This is a genomic window from Flavobacterium quisquiliarum (genome assembly GCF_019308285.1).
GTDB classification, from domain to species: Bacteria; Bacteroidota; Bacteroidia; order Flavobacteriales; family Flavobacteriaceae; genus Flavobacterium; species Flavobacterium quisquiliarum.
Genome location: NZ_WWEM01000038.1, coordinates 47,228 through 67,110, shown reverse-complemented (window position 1 = coordinate 67,110; position 19,883 = coordinate 47,228). Strand labels below are relative to the sequence as shown.

Sequence of the window (19,883 nt, the reverse complement as noted above, 5' to 3'; positions counted from 1 at the left end):
ACTGCAATATGAAAAACATATTGATTTGTATCGTCTTACTATGTTCTGGTTTTGCATTTAGCCAAAACGAGCAGCTGGCGCAGTATTATTATGACAAAGGCGATTTTGAAAAAGCTAAAATCAGTTACGAGGAACTTTTAAAAAGTGCACCTTCCAATACACAGTATTTTTTACGAACTGTCGATTGTTACCAACAGTTACAGCAGTTTGCCAATGCCGAAAAAGCCATTCAGGATCGTTACAATAGATACAAACAAGGTGTTTTTTTAGTAGAATTGGGATACAATTTTCAATTGCAGAAAAACGATTCGAAAGCCAAAAATTACTACGAACAGGCTATCGAAAAAATAAAGACAAGTCCAAACGATGTTTACGGAATTGCGACTTCGTTTGAGAAAAAAGTATTGTTGGAATATGCTTTAAAGTCGTATCAGACAGCAATGCAGGTACAGCCGAATTTCAATTTCAATTTTCAAATCGGAATGCTGTACGGACAGTTGGGTAAAACCGATTTAATGATCGATTTGTTATTGACAGAATCTTTTGCGAATCCGCAGAATACGAATTTGATTCAGACGCAATTGTCACGTTTTATGAATGGCGAAACAGACAATACGGCTTTTAAAGATGCCATGCGAAAAGCATTAATTCTTAGAACCCAAAAAGATCAGGATGTTTTCTGGAATCATTATTTGAGCTGGTTTTATGTACAACAGAAAGAATTTGGAAAAGCATTTATTCAGGAAAAAGCGATTTATAAGCGTGAACCGGAATCGTTGATGAGTATTGTGAATTTGAGTCAGTTTGCCATGAATGAAGATGATGATGAAACTGCAGTTGAAATCTTAAATTTCATTCTTCAAAACACCAAAGATTTAAATCTGTTAATTCAGTCTAATGCGTATTTAATGCAGATAAAGATTGATAACGCACAAGAAAAAGATTATCCTGCCATCAATCAGGAATTACAGCAATTGCTGGCAACTTACGAAATCAATCCTTTTACCTTATCTTTGCAAATCATTCAAGCCCATTTTCTGGCTTTTAATTTGAAAAAAACAGAAGAAGGAAAGGCAATAATCAAAAAAGCTTTAGAATTAAATTTAAACGAATATCAAAAAGCCGATGCTAAAATGGAGTTGGCGGATATTTTGCTTTTGGAAGAAAAGTACAATCAAGCGCTTATTTATTATTCCCAAATTCAATTGGATTTAAAGAATGATGTAATGGCGCACGAAGCCAGTTTGAAAGCAGCTAAAACAAGTTATTACAAAGGCGATTTTGAATGGGCGAATAAACAATTCAAAGAATTAAAAGCGGCAAATACGCAGTTAATTGCCAACGATGCTTTAGAATATTTTCTGTTAATTAATGATAATACTGCAGCAGATTCGACTCAAGTGGCGCTGAAGCAATTTGCAAAAGGAGATTTTTTAATTTATCAGAATAAAAAACCAGAAGCAATAGCACAGTTTCAAAATATTCTAAAAACCTTTAAAGGTCAGGAAATAGAAGCGGTAACGTTACTTCGTTTAGGAAAAATTTACGAGAGTCAAAAAGATTTTGCTTCGGCTTTAAGCCAATACCAGCAAATTATCGATAATCACAGCGATGGAATTTATGTAGATGAAGCACTATTTTTCTCAGCAGAAATCTACAACGACGAACTAAAAGATGCAGAAAAGGCAAAGCCTTTATATGAAAAGGTAATTTTTAATCATCAGGACAGTATTTACTTTGTCGATGCCAGAAAAAAATACCGCGAGTTAAGAGGAGATAAAAATTTATAATTCAGATTTTAGACTTTAGATTTTAGATTCTTATTGCAATCTAAAATCTAAAATCTAAAATCAAAAATCAAAAAAAATGATCATTTACAACGTTACCACCAATATACACGAAAGCGTTCACGACCAATGGTTAAAATGGATGCAGGAAAAACACATACCGGAAATTCTGGCTACTAATAAATTTTCTTCGGCAAGAATAGTAAAAGTTTTGGTTGAAGAAGAAATGGGCGGCATTACCTATTCGACTCAGTATGTGACAGACAGTAAAGAAACGCTGGATAAGTTTTATATCGAAGACGAACCGGAATTTCACAGAGAAGCTTTAGGTTTATTTGCTGATAAAATGCTTTCTTTCAGAACAGAATTAGAAGTTATTTCAGAGCACTAGATAGATAAAGTGTTCAGTGTTCAGGAATAAGTATTCAGCTTTGAAGAATAAAACTTGGTGTCTTTGTGCCTTCGTGGCAAAAAAAAACAAAAAATAAAACTTTGTGTCTTCGAGTCTTAGCGGCAAAATAAATCCAATAAGCTTTGAGTCTTTAATGCAAAAAGAATACTTTTGCGCCCTCGTGGCAAACAAGAAATGAAATGGAAAAAGTAAAAGCAAAAAAACATTTAGGACAGCACTTCCTTAAAGACGAGAGTGTAGCAAAAGCTATTGCAGATACTTTGAGTCTTAAAGGATATGAAGAGGTTCTGGAAATAGGGCCAGGAATGGGTGTGCTTACTAAATATTTACTTGAAAAGCCAATCAATACTCACGTTATTGAGATCGATACCGAATCGGTAGCGTATTTGGATGCGCATTATCCAAAATTAAAAGACAAAATTATTTCTCAGGATTTCCTGAAGTATAATATAAATGAAGTTTATCAGGACAAGCAGTTTGCCATAATTGGAAACTTTCCGTACAATATTTCTTCTCAGATTGTTTTTAGGACATTAGATCTAAAACACCAGATTCCAGAATTTTCAGGAATGTTCCAGAAAGAAGTAGCCGAGCGCATCTGCGAAAAGAAAGGCTCGAAAACCTACGGAATACTATCCGTTTTAGCCCAGGCTTTCTATACTACAGAGTATCTGTTTACGGTTGATGAAAACGTTTTTATTCCTCCGCCCAAGGTGAAATCGGGTGTGATGAGAATGACCCGAAAGGAAGATTACAGTCTTCCTTGCAGCGAAAGGTTGTTTTTTACAGTTGTAAAAACAGCATTTCAGCAGAGACGAAAAACATTACGTAACAGTTTGAAAACATTAAATTTATCAGACAAATTGCGAGAAGACACTATCTTTGATAAACGTCCAGAGCAGTTAAGTGTCGATGAGTTTATTGAACTAACTCTAAAAATAGAAACCGATGGAGTTCAAAGTTAGTAAAGAATTTATACACCAGTTAGAGGAGCTGATCAATAAGAAAAACGACAATGAATTAGAAGTTTTACTTAATGATCTGCACCATGCCGATATTGCCGAAATTTTAGACGAATTAGATTTCGACGAGGCAACCTATATCTTTAAGGTTTTAGATAGTGATAAAACAGCCGAAATTCTTCTGGAATTAGAAGAAGATCTGCGTGAAAACATCTTAAGCCGACTTTCACCAAAAGAAATCGCGGAAGAGCTTGACGAACTTGAAACGAATGATGCTGCCGATATTATCGCAGAACTTTCGCAGGAAATAAAAGCGGAAGTAATCTCAGAAATATTGGATGTTGAACACGCCAAAGACATTGTTGATCTTTTGCGTTACGACGAAAATACGGCTGGTGGTTTGATGGGTAAAGAGCTTGTAAAAGTGAATGAAAACTGGAACGTTTTGACCTGCGTTAAAGAAATGAGAATTCAGGCAGAAAATGTTTCAAGAGTTCATTCTATTTATGTAGTGGATGATGAAAACCGATTAAAAGGAAGGCTTTCTCTTAAAGATTTACTGACTTCTTCGACCAAAACTCAGATTGGGGAAGTGTATATCCGAAAATTAAATTTTGTAAATGTTGATACAGAAGATGTCGAAGTTGCTCGTATCATGCAGAAATACGATTTAGAGGCAATTCCAGTTGTCGACGAATTGGGCCGATTGGTAGGAAGAATTACCATTGACGATATCGTAGACGTAATCAAGGAAGAAGCGGATAAAGATTACCAATTAGCTGCGGGTATTACACAAGACGTTGAATCGAATGACAGTGTTTATGAATTGACCAAAGCACGTTTGCCTTGGCTTTTGATTGGAATGGTAATTGAAATTGTAGCTTCTTTTGTTTTAAAAGGAAACGAAAGTACATTCCAAAAATATTCTACTTTAATCATTTTTGTGCCATTACTTTCTGCAACAGCAGGAAATATTGGAGTTCAGGCATCGGCGATCGTGGTGCAAGGTTTGGCCAACGGAACTTTGAAAGAATTCAGCCGAGCTTATTTTACTAAAGAAATTACGGTTTCGATGATTTCGGGAAGTATCATTTCATTGCTTTTATTGGGGTATCATTCTATAATGTACCAACAATATTTGGTTGGATTTGCGATTTCAATTTCTATGATAGTTGTAATTCTGTTTGCAGCTACTTTAGGAACTTTGGTTCCCCTTTTCTTGAATAAAAACAAAATTGATCCCGCAATTGCAACGGGGCCGTTTATTACAACGACCAACGACGTATTTGGAATTATGCTCTATTTTGGAGTTGCAAATCTTATTCTTGGATTTTAGATTTTTGCCACAAATTAGCAGCATACAGTGATTTAAAATCTGTAAAATCTGCGTAATTTACAGGCGGAAAATATACTGTTAATCAGTCATCATAAATTCAAACCAAGAAGAATGAAAGTACACATTATTGGAGGAGGAAACCTTGGGGTTTCTATTGCCTTGGGAATCGCTAAATTTTCGAAAAACAATCAAGTCACTGTTACCAGAAGAAATACAGCAAGTATTCAGTATTTAACTGAATATGGAATCACTGTGTCTAACGATAACAAACACAATATTCAAGAAGCCGATGTGGTAATTTTAACGATAAAACCGTATCAAGTTGATATTGTTTTAGCTGAAATTCTACCGGTTATCCAAAACAAAACCATTGCTTCGGCAGTAAGCGGCTTGTCTTTGGAGATGCTTCAGACGAAAACAAATTTTGAATATCCAGTTGTGCGTATTATGCCTAATATCGCAGCACAGTTTGGAGAATCAGCAACTTGTATTTCTTTTCCAGAAAAATACAAAGAAAACGCAGCGCCAATTGTTGACTTATTTCAGGATTTAGGAACAGCTCCTGTAATCGATGAAAAATTAATGGATGCAGCAACTGTTTTAGGTGCGTGCGGAACGGCGTATGCTTTACGTTACATTCGTGCGTCTATGCAGGCAGGAATCGAAATTGGATTCGATTCTAATACTGCTTTAGCAATAGCAGCTCAAACGGTAAAAGGAGCAGCTAAAATGCTTTTAGAAGAACGAGTACACCCAGAACAATTAATTGACCGCGTAACAACACCACAAGGTTGTACAATCGTAGGTTTGAATGAAATGGAACACAATGGTTTTAGTTCGTCATTAATTAAGGGAATCAAAACTTCTTTGAAACAGATTAAAGGTTAGTTTTAAAGAAATTCCAATATTTTAAATTCCAAATTCCAAATTTTATCCCGAGGCTTCGGAAGGAATTTGGAATTTTTTGTTTTTAAAAATTAACTCAAACCTTGACTTTTGTTTTAATTTTGTTATTAAACTGTCAAAGAATAACTAGTAGATCAAATATGGAGAAAGAAATTATAAAATCTTATGAATTATCAGATGAACAACAAGAGATTTTAAATAATCAATTAAATTTAGACATAAGTATTTATAAGGAAGCCGAGTCAGTTTACGCTGACTTAAAAAAGAAATATGAATTATAAATTACCGTTTCTCCAGCTTAATAATATTTGTTTTGTCATAGTGAGGAACGAAGCATTACACAAGAAATTCGACAAAGTACTTCAATTTGATCCGAGCCCTCGCGAACAGTCAAAGCAATTTGGATTTTCCTTTTTTAATTAACTGAATATACTTCAATCCACATTCCGAAATCTTAGTGTAAGAATTCATTGCATTTCCATAATTCTGGATTGTCAAAGTATCTTTTACATATAGAGCATCAATGCCAACTGGAATTTCTAATTCTTTTCGAGGGATAGAGTCATTTTCTTCTTCATTGCTGATGTCGCCTTCATATTCATCCCATTGAATTCCTTCCAAAACAAGATATTTCTCTCCTGTACTGCTTTTTGTATAAGTTGCTTTACCTTTTAAAGTTCTTATGCTTGTTTTTAAAATATAGTGATACTCAGTTTTGATTTTTGAAATGATTATAGACATATCACATCCATGAGCTTTGTAGGTTCCCTCAACTTCATCTTGGGCAGGTAATTCTGGAGATATAGTAGTTTCTTTTGGGGTTTCGTTCGAATAAATTTTCTCTGCTTTTTGATTGCAGGAAATTAGAAAGAAATAAAAAGAAAGCAATGTAGAAAATCGAATTTTATTCATAATCACTAGATTGAATGGATGGGGTTTTATTTAAAATGTATTTTAGATAAACAAATCCCAAAAGTCCGGCTAGGAACGAAGCGATAAGAATAGCTATTTTAGAAAAAACAATTATTTCAGGATTTTTAAAAGCCAAAACAGTTATAAAAATCGACATTGTAAAACCAATTCCACCCAGCATTCCTGCGCCTAAAATGTGTGCCCATTTTAAATTTTTTGGTAGTAAACATAAACCTGATGTAACACCAACAGAAGAAAATAATAAAATCCCAAGCGGTTTACCCACAACAAGCCCTAGAATAATTCCGTATGAGTTGGAGTGGTTTAATCCTTCGTGCCAGTTTTCGGTTATGGTTAAAGCTGTATTAGCAACCGCAAAAAGGGGCAGGATAAAAAAGGCTACGGGCTGATGTAAAAAATGTTGCAGTTTATACGAAGATGTTTTTTCCCCGCCATCGCCAAACGGAATAACAAAGGCTAAAATTACTCCAGTTATCGTAGCATGAACGCCAGAATTAAGCATAAAATACCACATGATAATTCCGCCAATTAAATACGGAATCAAATTATGAATTTTCATTCGGTTTAAAACAAATAGAATAATCCAGATCGCAAGTGCAATTCCGAGATTTAAAAAAGAAATGGATGTACTGTAAAAAACGGCGATGACAATGATCGCTCCCAAATCATCAATAACTGCCAGCGCTGTTAAAAACACTTTAAGTGATGCAGGAACTTTATTGCCCAGAAGCGATAAAATTCCAATTGCAAAAGCAATATCTGTAGCCATAGGAATTCCTGCGCCATTTTGAGTGGTTGTTCCGTAGTTTAAAACTAGAAATATTGCTGCGGGAACAATCATGCCGCCAAAAGCAGCGACGATTGGCAAAGAGGCATTTTTAAAATTAGACAATTCTCCGTGATAAATTTCACGTTCCAATTCTAAACCAATCAATAAAAAGAAAATGGTCATTAAGCCATCGTTTATCCATTCTGTGATAGAATGTCCTGAAATTTCTTTTTCCCAAAAAGCGACATACGGAACTTGAAAAGAGGAATTGGCTAAATAAAGAGATAAAATCGTGACAAAGAGCAAGATGATTCCTCCTGATTTTTCGTTTTCAAAAAAGGCTTTAAAGGTTTTGGTTAATTTCATCTGAAAGGATTCTGAAGATTTAGAGAAAGGATTTTATTAATCCGAATACATTCAAAGTTAGAAAAAAATATGCGCAATAAAAAGGATTTGCCACAAAGGCGCAAAAGGTGCAAGGTTTTGTTTTAGTTGTTGAAATCAATTGGGAAAATTGAGAATCCTCTTAAATCGCTCTGATGTTCATGAAAAAAACTTTGCGACTTTGCGTCTTCGCGAGATTAAATTAACCGTATTTTTGTTGTTATTAAATTCAATAAAAATGAGCATAAAAATTCTTCATATCGACAGCAATAATCCAGTTCTATGGAATCAATTAGAAGAAGCAGGTTTCGAAAATCACGCCGATTTTAAATCTTCTAAAGAAGAAATAGAAGCTAAAATTCAAGACTACAATGGAATCGTAATCCGCAGCCGATTCAAAATTGATAAAACCTTTTTAGACAGTGCAACAAAGTTACAATTTATTGCAAGAGTCGGTGCAGGATTGGAAAGTATTGATTGTGAGTATGCTGCTGAAAAAGGAATTCATTTGATTGCTGCGCCAGAAGGAAACCGAAATGCTGTTGCAGAACATTCGTTGGGAATGATTTTATCTTTATTCAATAACCTGAATCAGGCCGACGCCGAAGTAAAATCGGGGCAATGGAATAGAGAGAGCAACCGAGGTCACGAACTGGATCTTAAAACAGTCGGAATTATCGGTTACGGAAATATGGGAAAAGCATTTGCTAAAAAACTAAGAGGTTTTGATACAGAAGTGCTTTGTTATGATATTTTGGATAATGTAGGAGACGAAAATGCTAGACAAGTTTCGCTGGCTGAATTACAGGAAAAAACAGATGTTTTAAGTCTTCATCTTCCTTGGACACCAGAAACTGATAAAATGGTCAATGCGGACTTCATAAATGCGTTTAAAAAGCCATTTTGGATTATTAATACTTCTAGAGGTAAAAATATAATTACAGCAGATTTAGTTGAAGCGATGAAATCAAAAAAAGTTTTAGGAGCTGGACTTGATGTTTTGGAGTACGAGAAACTTTCGTTTGAAACGCTTTTTAGTGATAAAAATACGCCAGAAGCTTTTCAATATCTTTTAGAAGCCCAGAATGTTTTGCTTACGCCTCATATCGCTGGTTGGACTTTTGAAAGCCATGAACGCTTGGCCCAAGTAATTGTGGATAAGATTAAAGCGGTTTATAATGTACGCTAACAACTTAGCTCGGATTTCTTTTCTTTTGAATTTTGAAAGCGAATTAGTTTTGTATGTTAATTTTTAATAATATTGTTCCAGTTTTTTAACAAAACATTTAGAATGTTTGTGTTGAAATTTCCCAAAAACAAAAAGCTTAACTTATAAATTTAAAAATCCTATGATTATTTACGGAAGAAAAACAGTTCAAAGCACAATTAAATCTGGAAAATTTGACTGTCCAAATTGCAGAAGACAAGAAAGCTATCAATTAAAAAACTATCAGCTGTATTTTCATATTTTCTTTATTCCATTGCTTAAAATTAAAGAATTGGGAGATGAATTAAACTGTTTTTTCTGTAATAGTACTTATGTTCCAGGATCTGTTCTTTCTTCACACGAATACGACACAAGAAATAGATTAGGGAATACTTCACAAGAAGAAAATAGTACAATTGGCCTTGTGCCTTGTGATTTTGGAAAAAGAATTGGTGCTTTTGTTATCGATTTAGCGCTTTTGTATGCATTTAATTTTATTCTGATTTATTACATACAATCAGGTTTAGGGTTTATTCCGTTAATAGGTTTTGCTTATTTCATGCTTTGCGATTTTTTACTGAAAGGTTCTTCTGTAGGCAAATTAGCGCTTTCAATTAAAACAGTTGATTATAACGAAGGAAAAAATGTGCTGCCTTTCTATACAATCTTAAGAAATCTTATCAAAGGATTATGTGTTTTCTTCCCGTTTATCTATTTAGCTTCATTATTGAATCAAGATAAAAGAGCACTTCATGATTTGGCTGCCCAAACTATGGTAGTAGATAAATAATAAGTTATTCGCAGGAGGCGGATTTGACTTAAGGCTGACTATTTGTAAAACTATATTATTAACTATAAAAGAGAATAAAAATGGAAAATACAAAACGAGAAGACTGGAATAATCCGCGTTATCAGCAAGAGAATAAAAAAATAGTAGCTGGAATTCTAGCGATACTTGTAGGATATTTAGGAATTCATAAATTTTACCTAGGTTACACAAAAGAAGGTGTAATTCAGATTCTTCTAGCCCTTATGTTAGGAATTGGCGGTGTAATTGGAATTATAGAAGGTATTATTTATTTGACCAAAAGTGACGATGAGTTTTATCAAACATACCAAGCTGGTCAGAGAGGCTGGTTTTAGATAAAAAGAAGCAAAATTTAAAAACCCATTCAGAAATGAATGGTTTTTTTATGCATTAAAAAATGTCTTCATCTGATATAATAATAACTTTTAATTCCTACGAATAAATTCAACAGTCGGTAATCTTGCTTTTTATTAGTAAGTATGGAGTAACCGAAAATCCATAAGAGTAGGATAATTGAAAAAAAAGAATATTATGTTAGAAATTTACAAAAAAGTAGTTTTTGAGAATTACGCAAATTTTAAAGGTAGAGCCAGAAGAAAGGAATTTTGGACAGTTGTTCTAGTGAATGTTATAATTAGTGTAGTTCTGAGTGTAGTACTTGGCATAATCTCGTCTAGTATTGCAATGCTTGCCAACATATTTAGTTTGGCAGTTTTAATTCCTTCAATTGCAGTTGGAGTTCGAAGAATGCATGATGTTGGTAAAAGTGGCTGGTATATTCTCATTCCATTGTATGATATATATTTGGCTGCTATGGAAGGAGAAAGAGGTCCAAATCAATATGGTGCAGACCCTAAAAGCCAACTCGAGGACTTAAAGGAGATAGGAAAAGATCTTAACTAGTTTTAAATAAAAATTGTTGATTAAAAAGTCCCATTCGCCACCGCAGATGGGATTTTTGATTTAAAGTAATTAATAATAATAAGAGAAGAGTTTTGTTTTAGGATATGTTTTTTAAAATAAAAGTTGTTACTTCAATCTAAATTTTAATCTAAGAAAAGCAAAGAATTATGGGATTATTTAGCAGAAGTAATAAAATTGAAAAACCCAAAGTTCTTCTTGAATTAAGAAGTCCAAGTTGTCCAATAACTGCCATTGTAGAGCAAGATAATAGAACAGCCTATTTTTATTTGTTTGGCGATAATGACGACTTTGGTGTAAAAAGCTGTTGGATTAGAAATTTGAGTAAAGCACCTGAAGAAATCGAGGTGAAATTGATGGAAAAAGGTGTGCCACCAATGTTACCCAAAGAATTTTGCAAATTTCCTGATGGTCAAGAAAGTCTTAATGAGAAGAACTTAGAAATTGTCTGGTTGGAAGAAGGAGATGGAGCTGCATTATTGGAAAATGGAGAAATTTTAGCTGTAATTCCAAGTTGGGGAGGAGAGGAAGGATTCTTCGGATACGCTCGAGATTGTGTTGGTCAAGGTAATTTTGCCTGGGAGCTTTCTGAAGATAATGAAATGAGGAAAAGGGTAAAAAATACAATTTCTTTTATTAAAGAATGGAACGAAGAAGAGAATCCTTTTCAGTCTTTACAGCCCAAAATTCTGCATTATTACGATGATGTATTTGGACAAAGCGAGAAGTATTATGCAATAGATAATTCAGAATGGCCTCCAAAAGGTCTTTATGTGTACGAAGGACAAGAAAAAATTGTTTTTGCAACTGTAGCGGTATCATTACGACCACAGCCAAAAGTTGAGATGTATTATGAAGATCCTGACAAAGTCAATAGAATAGAACTCGGAATTATTTTGAAATCAGGATTGACAAATGATGAAATAAACAATGTTGCAAGTCTAATAAGTGGGATTACAGCAATACCTTGGGATTATGTCACTTTTGTGGGGGAAGGCCATACAGTAGAATTTCAAACCATTGTTAGTGAAAAATTTAAGTATGCAGTGCTAACTAATAAATTAAAATTTCTGCCTCAAATGAATGTCCCAGCTTTTGGAGATTCACAGACAAATTTTTTATGGGTTGTACCTGTTTCAGATAGAGAATGGACGGTAATGAAAGAATCTGGTTCGAAAGTTATACTGGATAAACTGGACATAATTGGTGAAGAAATATTTAGTTTTGAACGACAAGAAGTTGTTTAAGAATATTGTATAAAAAAAGAAAACTCATAAACTTAAATTTATGAGTTTTCTTTTTATGATAGATTAGATTGCTTTTAATCTTCTTTCTCAGATAATTTCTTTTCCAATTCAATCTGAAATTCTTCAATAACAGGTTTCATAGTGCTTTCTGGGATATCTGCGATTCTGATATACATTAAACCGTCGATAGCATTATTGAAAAGTGGATCTACGTTAAAAGCTACTACACGTGCATTTTGTTTGATGTATTTTTTAATTAAAACCGGCAGACGTAAGTTTCCTGGTTCCAATTCGTCAATAATCTTATCGAATTTATTCAAGTCAGATTCTGCTTCGTCGAAGATAAAATCCTTGTCGGCATCTTTCAGTTTAACTTTATAGGCTTTCTTCGGATGAATGTATTGCGCAATATACGGATCGTAATAGTTTGATTTCATAAACTCAATCATAAGCGATTTAGAGAAATCGGAGAACTGATTACTGATACTTACACCTCCAACTAAATATTTATGTTCAGGATGACGTAAAGTCGTATGAATAATACCTTTCCATAATAAAAACAATGGCATTGGTTTTTGCTGGTATTCTTTCACAATAAAAGCACGTCCCATTTCGATCGATTTGTGCATCATATCGTGAAGTTCCGGCTCAAATCTGAAAAGATCTGTTAAATAAAAACCTTCAATTCCGTATTTCGGATAAATTTCAGAACCTAATCCCATTCGGTAAGCTCCGGCGATTTTTTTGGTTTCATCATCCCATAAAAACATATGGTGATAATATTGATCGTATTCGTCTAAGTCAATCGATTCGTTTGTTCCTTCGCCAACTTCACGGAAAGTGATTTCGCGAAGACGTCCAATTTCGTGTAAAATATTCGGAATCTGTTTAGCACTTGCAAAGAAAACTTCGTAGTTTTTGCTTTGTAGAAATCTTGCATCGCTGTCTCTTAAAGCCTGAACTTCATCAATCAATTTTGATTCGCTTGCCGGGGTTACGATTTTTTTAGGTGCTTTCGGTATTTTAAGGCTGGCTGTGTCAAGCAGTTTGGTGTCTTTTTCAAACGGATTAGCCAACATATAGGTTTTCTTTCTTAAGAATTCCGAGTATTCTTCAAAAGATTCGATTTCGTTTTGTTCACTAACAGAAATCGGTTTTCCAATACGAACTTTAATCACACGGTCTTTCTGAGTTAACAATTCAGAAGGCAATTTTGCAGTTCTTAAAGTGTCATCAATTTTAGAAAGCCAGTAGAATAATTTACTGTTTTTAGCATGAAAATAAATCGGAACAACCGGAACTTTGGCTTTTCTAATTAACTTTAAAGCGCCTTCTTCCCAAGGTCTATCTACAACTAATTTTCCATCTTTATAAGTTGATACTTCTCCAGCAGGGAAAATTCCCAAGGGTTTACCATCACTTAAATGACGTAACGTTTCTTTTATTCCAATTACGCTCGATTTTGCATCCTTATGATTTTCAAAAGGATTAACCGGCATAATATATTTTTTCATCGGAACAATTCTGTGTAACAGGAAATTGGCAATGATTTTGAAATTTGGTTCTCTTTCAAGCATTAATTTCAAAAGCAAAATACCATCAATTCCTCCAAGCGGATGATTAGAAATAGTGATATAGGCACCATCTTTCGGCAGACGTTTTAAATCTTCTTCCGGGATTTCAAATTTGATCTCCATCTCATCCAAAATTCCGTTCAAAAACGCAAGGTCTTCCAAATGTTTATTACGATCGTAAATTTTATTGAGGGTAGAGATCTTAAGAACCTTCATAAGAATCCAGCCAGAAAATGTACCGAGAACTCCGTACTTTTCAACATTTATTGCCTTTGCAACTTCTTTCGCGGTAACTAAACCCATGTAGTACTTTTAATTTATTAGAACAGCGAACAAAGATAACAAAAAACTCTACTTTTCATTGTTTCCAAGATAAACTTTGCACTTTTTTATTACATTTGAAATCCTAAAAAAATCACTGATGAAAATTATTTCTTATAATGTAAACGGAATTCGTGCCGCGATAAACAAAGGTTTTATCGAGTGGCTGCAACAAGCAAGTCCTGATGTAATCTGCCTTCAGGAAATAAAGGCAACGCAGGATCAAATTCCAGTTGACGATATCACAGCAGCAGGTTATCCTTTTCAATATTACTATCCTGCAACTAAAAAAGGATACAGTGGCGTAGCAATTTTGTCTAAAACAAAACCGAATAACATTGTTTACGGAACAGGAATTCATCATATGGATTTTGAAGGTCGAAATCTTCGTGCTGATTTTGACGATGTTTCGGTAATGAGTTTATATCTTCCATCAGGAACAAACATCGAAAGATTAGATCATAAATTTATGTTTATGGATGATTTTCAAACGTATGTTAATGAATTGAAATTGACGATTCCAAATTTGATTATCTGCGGTGATTATAATATCTGTCACGAAGCAATTGATATTCATGATCCAGTCCGTAATAAGACAGTTTCTGGATTTCTACCTGCAGAACGTGCTTGGTTAGATGCTTTTATGAAATCTGGTTTTATTGATAGTTTCCGTCATTTTAATAAAGAACCGCATAATTATTCTTGGTGGAGTTACCGTGCAGGAGCAAGAGGAAACAATAAAGGCTGGCGTATCGATTATAATTTGGTAAGCAATGCGTTAGAGAACCGTTTAAAAAGAGCTGTTATACTACCAGACGCTATGCATTCAGATCATTGTCCGGTTTTAGTCGAAATTGATTAAAGTTTGGTATTGTTCTTGCTGAAAGAATTTAAGTTTTAAAATTGATATTAGAGTTTAAACATTGTGATTGAATTTTGATATTGTGATTGAAAAAGTATTAAACGCCCCAGAATAAAAACCAATTAAAGAAAGATGATTAAAAAAGCCTCCATCGGATTATTAGTATTAGCTATGTCCGCAACGTCTTGTGTTTCTAAGAAAATTTATAATGATTTAGAAACAAAATATTCAGATTTAAAGAAAGAAAACCGTTCTATCACTGATGAGAATGATAATTTGAAAAAAGCAAAAAATCAGTTAGAATTGGATCGCGATAAATTGACTAAAGATTTGGCGAGCACAAAAGATGATTTGGCAAAACAAAAAGCCGATTTAGCTGCAGAACAAAAGAAATTTAAAGTACTGCAGGATTCATATAATGCTTTAGAGAAAAACAGTAACGATGCTTTGGAGAAAAACATGGCTAAAAACCGTGAATTACTAGCGCAGTTAGAAGCAAAAGGTAAAGCCCTTGCAGACGAACAAGCTCGTTTAGATAAAACAGCAAACCGTTTGAAAGAATTGGAAGATATGATTGCGGCTAAAGAAGAAGCAATGCGTAAGTTAAAAGAAACTTTATCTAAAGCATTAACTGGTTTTGAAGGCAAAGGTTTAACAGTTGAGCATAAAAACGGAAAAGTATATGTTTCTATGGAAAACAAATTGCTATTCAACTCAGGAAGCTGGGCTGTTGGAACAGAAGGTAAAAGAGCTGTTGTAGAACTTGGAAAAGTTTTAGGAGACAATCCGGATCTTTCGGTTCTTATTGAAGGACATACAGATGATGATCCGTATGCTGGTTCTGGACCAATTGCAAACAACTGGGATTTATCTACAAAAAGAGCAACTGCAATCGTTGCGATTTTGAGCGAAAACCCAAAAATCAACAAACAAAAATTAACTGCCGCGGGAAGAAGCGAGTTTTCTCCTTTAGCAAGCAACGCTACCCCAGAAGGAAAAGCTAAAAACCGTAGAATCGAAATTATCTTGACTCCAAGATTAGATGAGATTGCGGAGATGCTTAATAGTATTAATTAAGGTTCAAAGGGACATAGTTACAAAGGCTCAAAGGTTTTTACTTTTGAGCCTTTTGTTTTCCTGCAAGGTTTCCAAAACCTTGTAGGTATAAAAGTTTAGTTTTGGAATTTGGAATTTTCCAATTGGAATTTCTGTTTTTATTATTTTCGTAACTTTGGATTTCAAAAGATTAAGCTATGGGACTTCCTGAATTAAAAGAAAAGATAAAAAATCAATTGGAATTAGCAGATGAAAGAGTTTTGAGAATTGTTTCTTCGGTTTTTGATAACTATTTGAATGAAGTGGTTTCTTATGATGCCAAAGGGAATCCGTTAACATTGTCAGAATATCATAATAAAGTTGAAGAAGGTTTAGATGATATTAAATACAATCGAATAATTTCAAAAGATGATTTGTTGAAAGAAATGGAAGATTGGGATAATGAGTAAATTAGAAGTTTTTTGGAGTGAAAGTGCCAAACTGGATTTAAAAGATATTTACTTGTATTTGAAAGAAAGTTATTCTAAAGAAACTGCTTTAAAAATTAGAGAAGAATTATACCATTCTACTGATAAAATTACTTTTCCTAAGCAATTTCAAATTGATGATTATAGAATGGATTGTCGTAGAATTGTAATTCGAAATTATAAAGTTTTGTATCAGATTAAAGAGGATTCGATTTTTGTGGTTAGAATTTTTAATGCATATCAAAATCCGTTAAAAAGTTTGAAATAGATTAATTTGCTAAGGTTCTGAGATACTAAGATGCTAAGATTTAAAAAAGGGCTCAAAGTTTTACTTTGGACCCTTTTTGCTTTCCTGCAAGGTTTCCAAAATCTTGTAGGTATAAGTTCGTTTGTAATAAAAAGAAACACCTACAAGGTTTTGGAAACCTTGCAGGAGAGATCGAAAAAATCTTGTACTTTTTTTAACCTTTGTGAAATTTCGATTTGCTAAATCCCTTTGTACCTTTGTGCCTCTGCAACTTTGAACCTTTAAAGAAAAAAATGAAATACACTACATTACCCAACACCGATATAAAAGTTAGTAAAATATGCCTTGGAACCATGACTTTCGGGCAACAGAATACCGAAGCGGAAGGTCATGCTCAAATGGACTACGCTTTAGAAAGAGGAGTTAATTTCTTTGATACAGCCGAAATGTATTCAGTTCCGGCAAATGAATCGACTTACGGAAGCACCGAAAAAATAATTGGAACCTGGTTTAAGAAATCTGGAAATCGCGATAAAGTGATTTTGGCTTCTAAAATTGCAGGGCCAAATCCGAATTTTGGTTATATGCGTGAGAAATTGGATTTTTCGCCTGCGAGTATTAAATATGCGGTTGAAAATAGCTTAAAAAGACTGCAGACAGATTATATCGATTTGTATCAAATGCACTGGCCGGAAAGAAAAACCAATAATTTTGGACAGCGTGCTTTTCATGGACACGATGATGTTTGGGAAGATAATTTTAGAGAAATCTTGGAAACTTTTGATGGATTAATCAAAGAAGGTAAAATAAAACATATTGGAGTTTCAAATGAAAACTCATGGGGAATGATGCGTCTTTTGGAAGAAAGCAAATACAACAATCTGCCGAGAATCAAAACTGTTCAGAATCCGTATTCATTATTGAATCGTTTGTTTGAAGTAAATTCTGCCGAAGTTTCAAAATATGAAAATGTTGGTTTGTTAGGATATTCGCCTTTAGCGTTTGGTGTTTTGACTGGAAAATTCCTGACAGGAGAAGCTCACCCGAAAGCGAGAATAAACCTTTTTCCGCAATACAAACGTTACAATAGCGAACAATGTACGCAGGCAACTAAATTGTATCAGGAAATTGCAAAAAAACATGGTTTAACATTAACCGAACTGGCAATGGGATTTGTATTGCAACAGCCATTTTTGACAAGTGTAATTATTGGCGCTACGACTTTGGAACAATTAAAAGAAAACATCGATACCATTGATGTGGTGCTTTCAAAAGAAATTTTGAATGAAATTGATGCGGTTCAGGCAATTATTCCTGATCCAGCGCCTTAAGTTTTGCCACGAAGGCGCTAAGACACAAAGTTTTTTTTAAGCTTGTGGAATTTGCTCGCAAAGTCGCAAAGTTTTCAATAGCCCCTAGCTTTAGCTAGGGGAACAAGATCGAAAGTGGAAAGGGCTTTAGCCAAACTAATAAAGTTTGGCTAAAGCCCTTTTCTTTCTGTTTATGTTTTCATCCAGCTAAAGCTGGACGCAATTGAAATTAAAAATTTAAACTTTGCGACTCTGCTCCCGATAGCTATCGGGATTGCGAGATTAAAAACAAAAGAACTTTGCGTCTTAATGTTCAAAATCAAACCTAACCCATTTTAAAAACCTGTTAGGTTTCCGACTGAATATAAAATCCCGATAATTAAGATTATCGAGATTTTTTAGTTGAATTAATAATACATTACTAAGATGATTTTCTTTTTAGAAGTATCAATCTGTTTTTCGAGAACATTAAAAAACTTTTCATTTACCATCGGACATCCCAAACTGTTGCAAATTGGATAAGGCTGTTCATCAAAAGGAATATCTTCATATTTATGTAGGACTATATTTCGATCAAAGGCATTGCTGTTGCTTTTATCTAAACCGTACAATTTATAGGCTTTTCCAAATCTTCCTGTATAGGAACCACCAATGGCGTATTTGCCAAGCGAACTGCAATTGGAATTTTTGACATTACTAAATTTCAATTCTCCATAAATGCCAGTTTCAGAGCCTGAACCATGTCCAACCAAACCTTTGTCGAGTAATTTGTTGTTTTTTAAATCATAAACAAAAAACCGATTTCTTCCGGATTTTACCTTCATGTCTAAAAAGAAAGCAACATCTGAATTGTATTTCGGAGATTTCCCCAAGAATCTCCTGATTTCAGTGACTTCACTCTTTAGTTTCTCTTCGTAGGAATAAATCGGTTTTGAAGTTTTACTGACTGTTGGTTTTTCTTCTTTATTCCTGCAGGCAAATGCGGTGCAGAAAATCGAGAGCAAGAAGAAAGTGAAAACTTTACTGTTCATATATAGATTTATTTCTCAACGGTATAACCTTTTACTTTGGCAAAAGCTATTATAGATGAATTGATAGTATTTCCTAAATCATCCTGCTTTTTGGTTTTCTTAGATTCGGTATCAATATATTCCTGACGTTTTTTGGCCAAAACGCTGATTTCTTTTTGGATAGTTTCTCTTTCTTTTGTCTTTTCAGTTACTATTTTCTGCAATTCTGCAGTCGATTTGTTTTGCAATTCTGTTGGTAATTCTTCTTTTTTGATTTTAGAAATAGCTCCTGCATCGTCTTTTACTTTGTCAACCAAATCCCAGCTGTCGTTTTTATAAACTGCTTTGGATTTACTTACGGCACGGTCTGTATAATTTGAAGCTGAAACCATTTTTGCGTTTTGATCCTGCTTTATCTGATTCATTTTTTTATCAGCTCCTTTTGCACCATAATTGATGTAGGTTTTGTTCATTTTTTCATCGCATTTTGCAATTTCTTCATCATAAGGAGTTGCGATATATTCTACAGCTTTATCCGAGTCAATATTGAAATATTTTCCTTTTCCGCGGTCTGCGCCATCTTTCCAAAGAATATTGATGCCTTCGGTTTTATTGCCACAGAAAATAGTATTCACATAAATGCCATTTTTCAAAGCATTGCTGATGGCTTCTTTATAACTGATTTTTCCCTGACTGAACTCTTCATTTCCGGCAATATAAATCAGTTTCATACTGTTGTTTTCTGATGCCCATTTCAGATCTTTCGTTGCATCCTGAATAACGGCTCCGCAATATTCACTTCCGCCGTTGGTTCTAAGCGCAAACAGTTTTTCAGAAATTAGATCCAAATCGGTTGAAAGCGGTGTTATTTGTCTGATGAAGTTTGATTTTGCAGAAAGTCCATCATTGCCATATTCATATAAAGCAATTTCAATATCCGGCGTTTTCCCTTCATATTTTAAAGTGGTCAGTGTGTTTACAATATTCCACAATCGTGATTTTGCTTGATCGATTAAACCGTCCATACTGCTCGAAGTATCCAGCAAAAGGGCAACTTGTATTTTAGTGTTGGAAGCTGTTGCCGGTTTTGGTTTGGCATTGGAAGTATGACAGCTTGTAATAGAAAATGTAATTGCAAATAGCGCGGAAATAAAAAGATTTGATTTCATAATTTTTAATTTTTACTGATGATTACAGATCAAACTTAGAAACAAAAAAGGCCTATTTTTCGGACAAAGGGTGAAACGGTGTTTTGACTTGGTGAAACGATCTCAGCATAATAGGTGTAATTATTTTCAACACATAGAAACATAGATTTTGTAACTTACAAAAGGCGTTTTACTTCATAATAAAAAACATAGCTA

General features: G+C 34.1%; 21 protein-coding genes. 16 read left to right on the top strand and 5 right to left on the bottom strand.

Annotated elements, in window-relative coordinates; all coding sequences use genetic code 11:
- Window positions 1–8: 8 nt before the first annotated feature.
- From GSY47_RS21060 to GSY47_RS21035, 6 genes are all read left to right on the top strand, one after another.
- Window positions 9–1,790, top strand: coding sequence for a tetratricopeptide repeat protein (locus GSY47_RS21060; protein WP_179002986.1), 1,782 nt, complete (start codon window positions 9–11; stop codon window positions 1,788–1,790).
- Window positions 1,791–1,866: 76 nt separating this feature from the next.
- The gene (locus tag GSY47_RS21055; RefSeq protein WP_091489692.1) at window positions 1,867–2,178 is read left to right on the top strand and encodes a DUF4286 family protein; all 312 of its coding nucleotides are present in this window, start codon (window positions 1,867–1,869) and stop codon (window positions 2,176–2,178) included.
- A 200-nt stretch (window positions 2,179–2,378) separates the two neighbouring features.
- Window positions 2,379–3,164 (top strand): 16S rRNA (adenine(1518)-N(6)/adenine(1519)-N(6))-dimethyltransferase RsmA, encoded by a 786-nt coding sequence (gene rsmA, locus GSY47_RS21050; RefSeq protein ID WP_179002985.1) that lies wholly within the window; start codon window positions 2,379–2,381, stop codon window positions 3,162–3,164.
- The gene (mgtE, locus tag GSY47_RS21045) at window positions 3,148–4,497 is read left to right on the top strand and encodes a magnesium transporter (protein ID WP_179002984.1); all 1,350 of its coding nucleotides are present in this window, start codon (window positions 3,148–3,150) and stop codon (window positions 4,495–4,497) included. Before rsmA ends, mgtE begins: the two co-directional genes overlap by 17 nt.
- Window positions 4,498–4,608: 111 nt before the next feature.
- A complete protein-coding gene (gene proC / locus GSY47_RS21040; protein ID WP_179002983.1) occupies window positions 4,609–5,385 on the top strand; it encodes a pyrroline-5-carboxylate reductase in 777 nt (258 codons plus the stop codon).
- Between the two features lie 158 nt (window positions 5,386–5,543).
- Complete coding sequence (locus GSY47_RS21035; protein WP_179002982.1) at window positions 5,544–5,684, top strand: hypothetical protein; 141 nt, start codon at window positions 5,544–5,546, stop codon at window positions 5,682–5,684.
- Window positions 5,685–5,793: 109 nt separating this feature from the next.
- Here GSY47_RS21035 and GSY47_RS21030 read toward each other — a convergent pair whose 3' ends face one another.
- Entirely contained in the window at window positions 5,794–6,315 is a 522-nt protein-coding gene (locus GSY47_RS21030) for a hypothetical protein (RefSeq protein WP_179002981.1), read from the bottom strand.
- On the bottom strand, window positions 6,308–7,471 hold the full coding sequence (gene nhaA, locus GSY47_RS21025; RefSeq protein WP_179002980.1) for a Na+/H+ antiporter NhaA: 1,164 nt from the start codon (window positions 7,469–7,471) through the stop codon (window positions 6,308–6,310). Before nhaA ends, GSY47_RS21030 begins: the two co-directional genes overlap by 8 nt.
- Before the next feature lie 256 nt (window positions 7,472–7,727).
- Between nhaA and GSY47_RS21020 the strand changes: the two genes are divergently transcribed.
- The 5 genes from GSY47_RS21020 to GSY47_RS21000 all read left to right on the top strand — a co-directional run bounded on the left by GSY47_RS21020 (window position 7,728) and on the right by GSY47_RS21000 (window position 11,672).
- Window positions 7,728–8,678, top strand: coding sequence for a 2-hydroxyacid dehydrogenase (locus GSY47_RS21020; RefSeq protein ID WP_179002979.1), 951 nt, complete (start codon window positions 7,728–7,730; stop codon window positions 8,676–8,678).
- A gap of 160 nt (window positions 8,679–8,838) precedes the next feature.
- The gene (locus GSY47_RS21015) at window positions 8,839–9,486 is read left to right on the top strand and encodes an RDD family protein (RefSeq protein ID WP_179002978.1); all 648 of its coding nucleotides are present in this window, start codon (window positions 8,839–8,841) and stop codon (window positions 9,484–9,486) included.
- 80 nt (window positions 9,487–9,566) lie between these two features.
- The gene (locus tag GSY47_RS21010; RefSeq protein WP_179002977.1) at window positions 9,567–9,839 is read left to right on the top strand and encodes a TM2 domain-containing protein; all 273 of its coding nucleotides are present in this window, start codon (window positions 9,567–9,569) and stop codon (window positions 9,837–9,839) included.
- Window positions 9,840–10,035: 196 nt separating this feature from the next.
- Window positions 10,036–10,407, top strand: a complete 372-nt coding sequence (locus GSY47_RS21005; protein WP_179002976.1) for a DUF805 domain-containing protein — start codon at window positions 10,036–10,038, stop codon at window positions 10,405–10,407.
- Window positions 10,408–10,574: 167 nt separating this feature from the next.
- Window positions 10,575–11,672 carry a suppressor of fused domain protein gene (locus tag GSY47_RS21000; RefSeq protein WP_179002975.1) on the top strand — a complete coding sequence of 366 codons (1,098 nt, stop codon included), beginning with the start codon at window positions 10,575–10,577 and terminating at the stop codon, window positions 11,670–11,672.
- Window positions 11,673–11,746: 74 nt separating this feature from the next.
- Here GSY47_RS21000 and GSY47_RS20995 read toward each other — a convergent pair whose 3' ends face one another.
- Window positions 11,747–13,549 carry a GNAT family N-acyltransferase gene (locus tag GSY47_RS20995; RefSeq protein ID WP_179002974.1) on the bottom strand — a complete coding sequence of 601 codons (1,803 nt, stop codon included), beginning with the start codon at window positions 13,547–13,549 and terminating at the stop codon, window positions 11,747–11,749.
- A 118-nt stretch (window positions 13,550–13,667) separates the two neighbouring features.
- Here GSY47_RS20995 and GSY47_RS20990 point away from each other — a divergent pair, with 118 nt between their 5' ends.
- The 5 genes from GSY47_RS20990 (at window position 13,668) to GSY47_RS20970 (ending at window position 17,530) form a co-directional block, all read left to right on the top strand.
- Entirely contained in the window at window positions 13,668–14,429 is a 762-nt protein-coding gene (locus GSY47_RS20990) for an exodeoxyribonuclease III (protein WP_109191027.1), read from the top strand.
- 132 nt (window positions 14,430–14,561) lie between these two features.
- Complete coding sequence (locus GSY47_RS20985) at window positions 14,562–15,506, top strand: OmpA family protein (protein WP_179002973.1); 945 nt, start codon at window positions 14,562–14,564, stop codon at window positions 15,504–15,506.
- A gap of 176 nt (window positions 15,507–15,682) precedes the next feature.
- Window positions 15,683–15,934, top strand: coding sequence for a hypothetical protein (locus GSY47_RS20980; RefSeq protein ID WP_179002972.1), 252 nt, complete (start codon window positions 15,683–15,685; stop codon window positions 15,932–15,934).
- Window positions 15,927–16,220: a type II toxin-antitoxin system RelE/ParE family toxin gene (locus GSY47_RS20975; protein ID WP_179002971.1), complete on the top strand. Its 294-nt coding sequence runs from the start codon at window positions 15,927–15,929 to the stop codon at window positions 16,218–16,220. The genes GSY47_RS20980 and GSY47_RS20975 overlap by 8 nt, the downstream gene beginning before the upstream one ends.
- 272 nt (window positions 16,221–16,492) lie before the next feature.
- Window positions 16,493–17,530 carry an aldo/keto reductase gene (locus GSY47_RS20970; RefSeq protein ID WP_179002970.1) on the top strand — a complete coding sequence of 346 codons (1,038 nt, stop codon included), beginning with the start codon at window positions 16,493–16,495 and terminating at the stop codon, window positions 17,528–17,530.
- A gap of 386 nt (window positions 17,531–17,916) precedes the next feature.
- On the opposite strand, the gene GSY47_RS20965 is transcribed toward GSY47_RS20970, so the two are convergent.
- Together GSY47_RS20965 and GSY47_RS20960 are read right to left on the bottom strand one after the other, a co-directional pair.
- The gene (locus GSY47_RS20965) at window positions 17,917–18,540 is read right to left on the bottom strand and encodes a murein L,D-transpeptidase catalytic domain-containing protein (protein WP_179002969.1); all 624 of its coding nucleotides are present in this window, start codon (window positions 18,538–18,540) and stop codon (window positions 17,917–17,919) included.
- Window positions 18,541–18,548: 8 nt separating this feature from the next.
- Window positions 18,549–19,688, bottom strand: coding sequence for a vWA domain-containing protein (locus GSY47_RS20960; RefSeq protein ID WP_219071526.1), 1,140 nt, complete (start codon window positions 19,686–19,688; stop codon window positions 18,549–18,551).
- Window positions 19,689–19,883 lie beyond the last annotated feature (195 nt).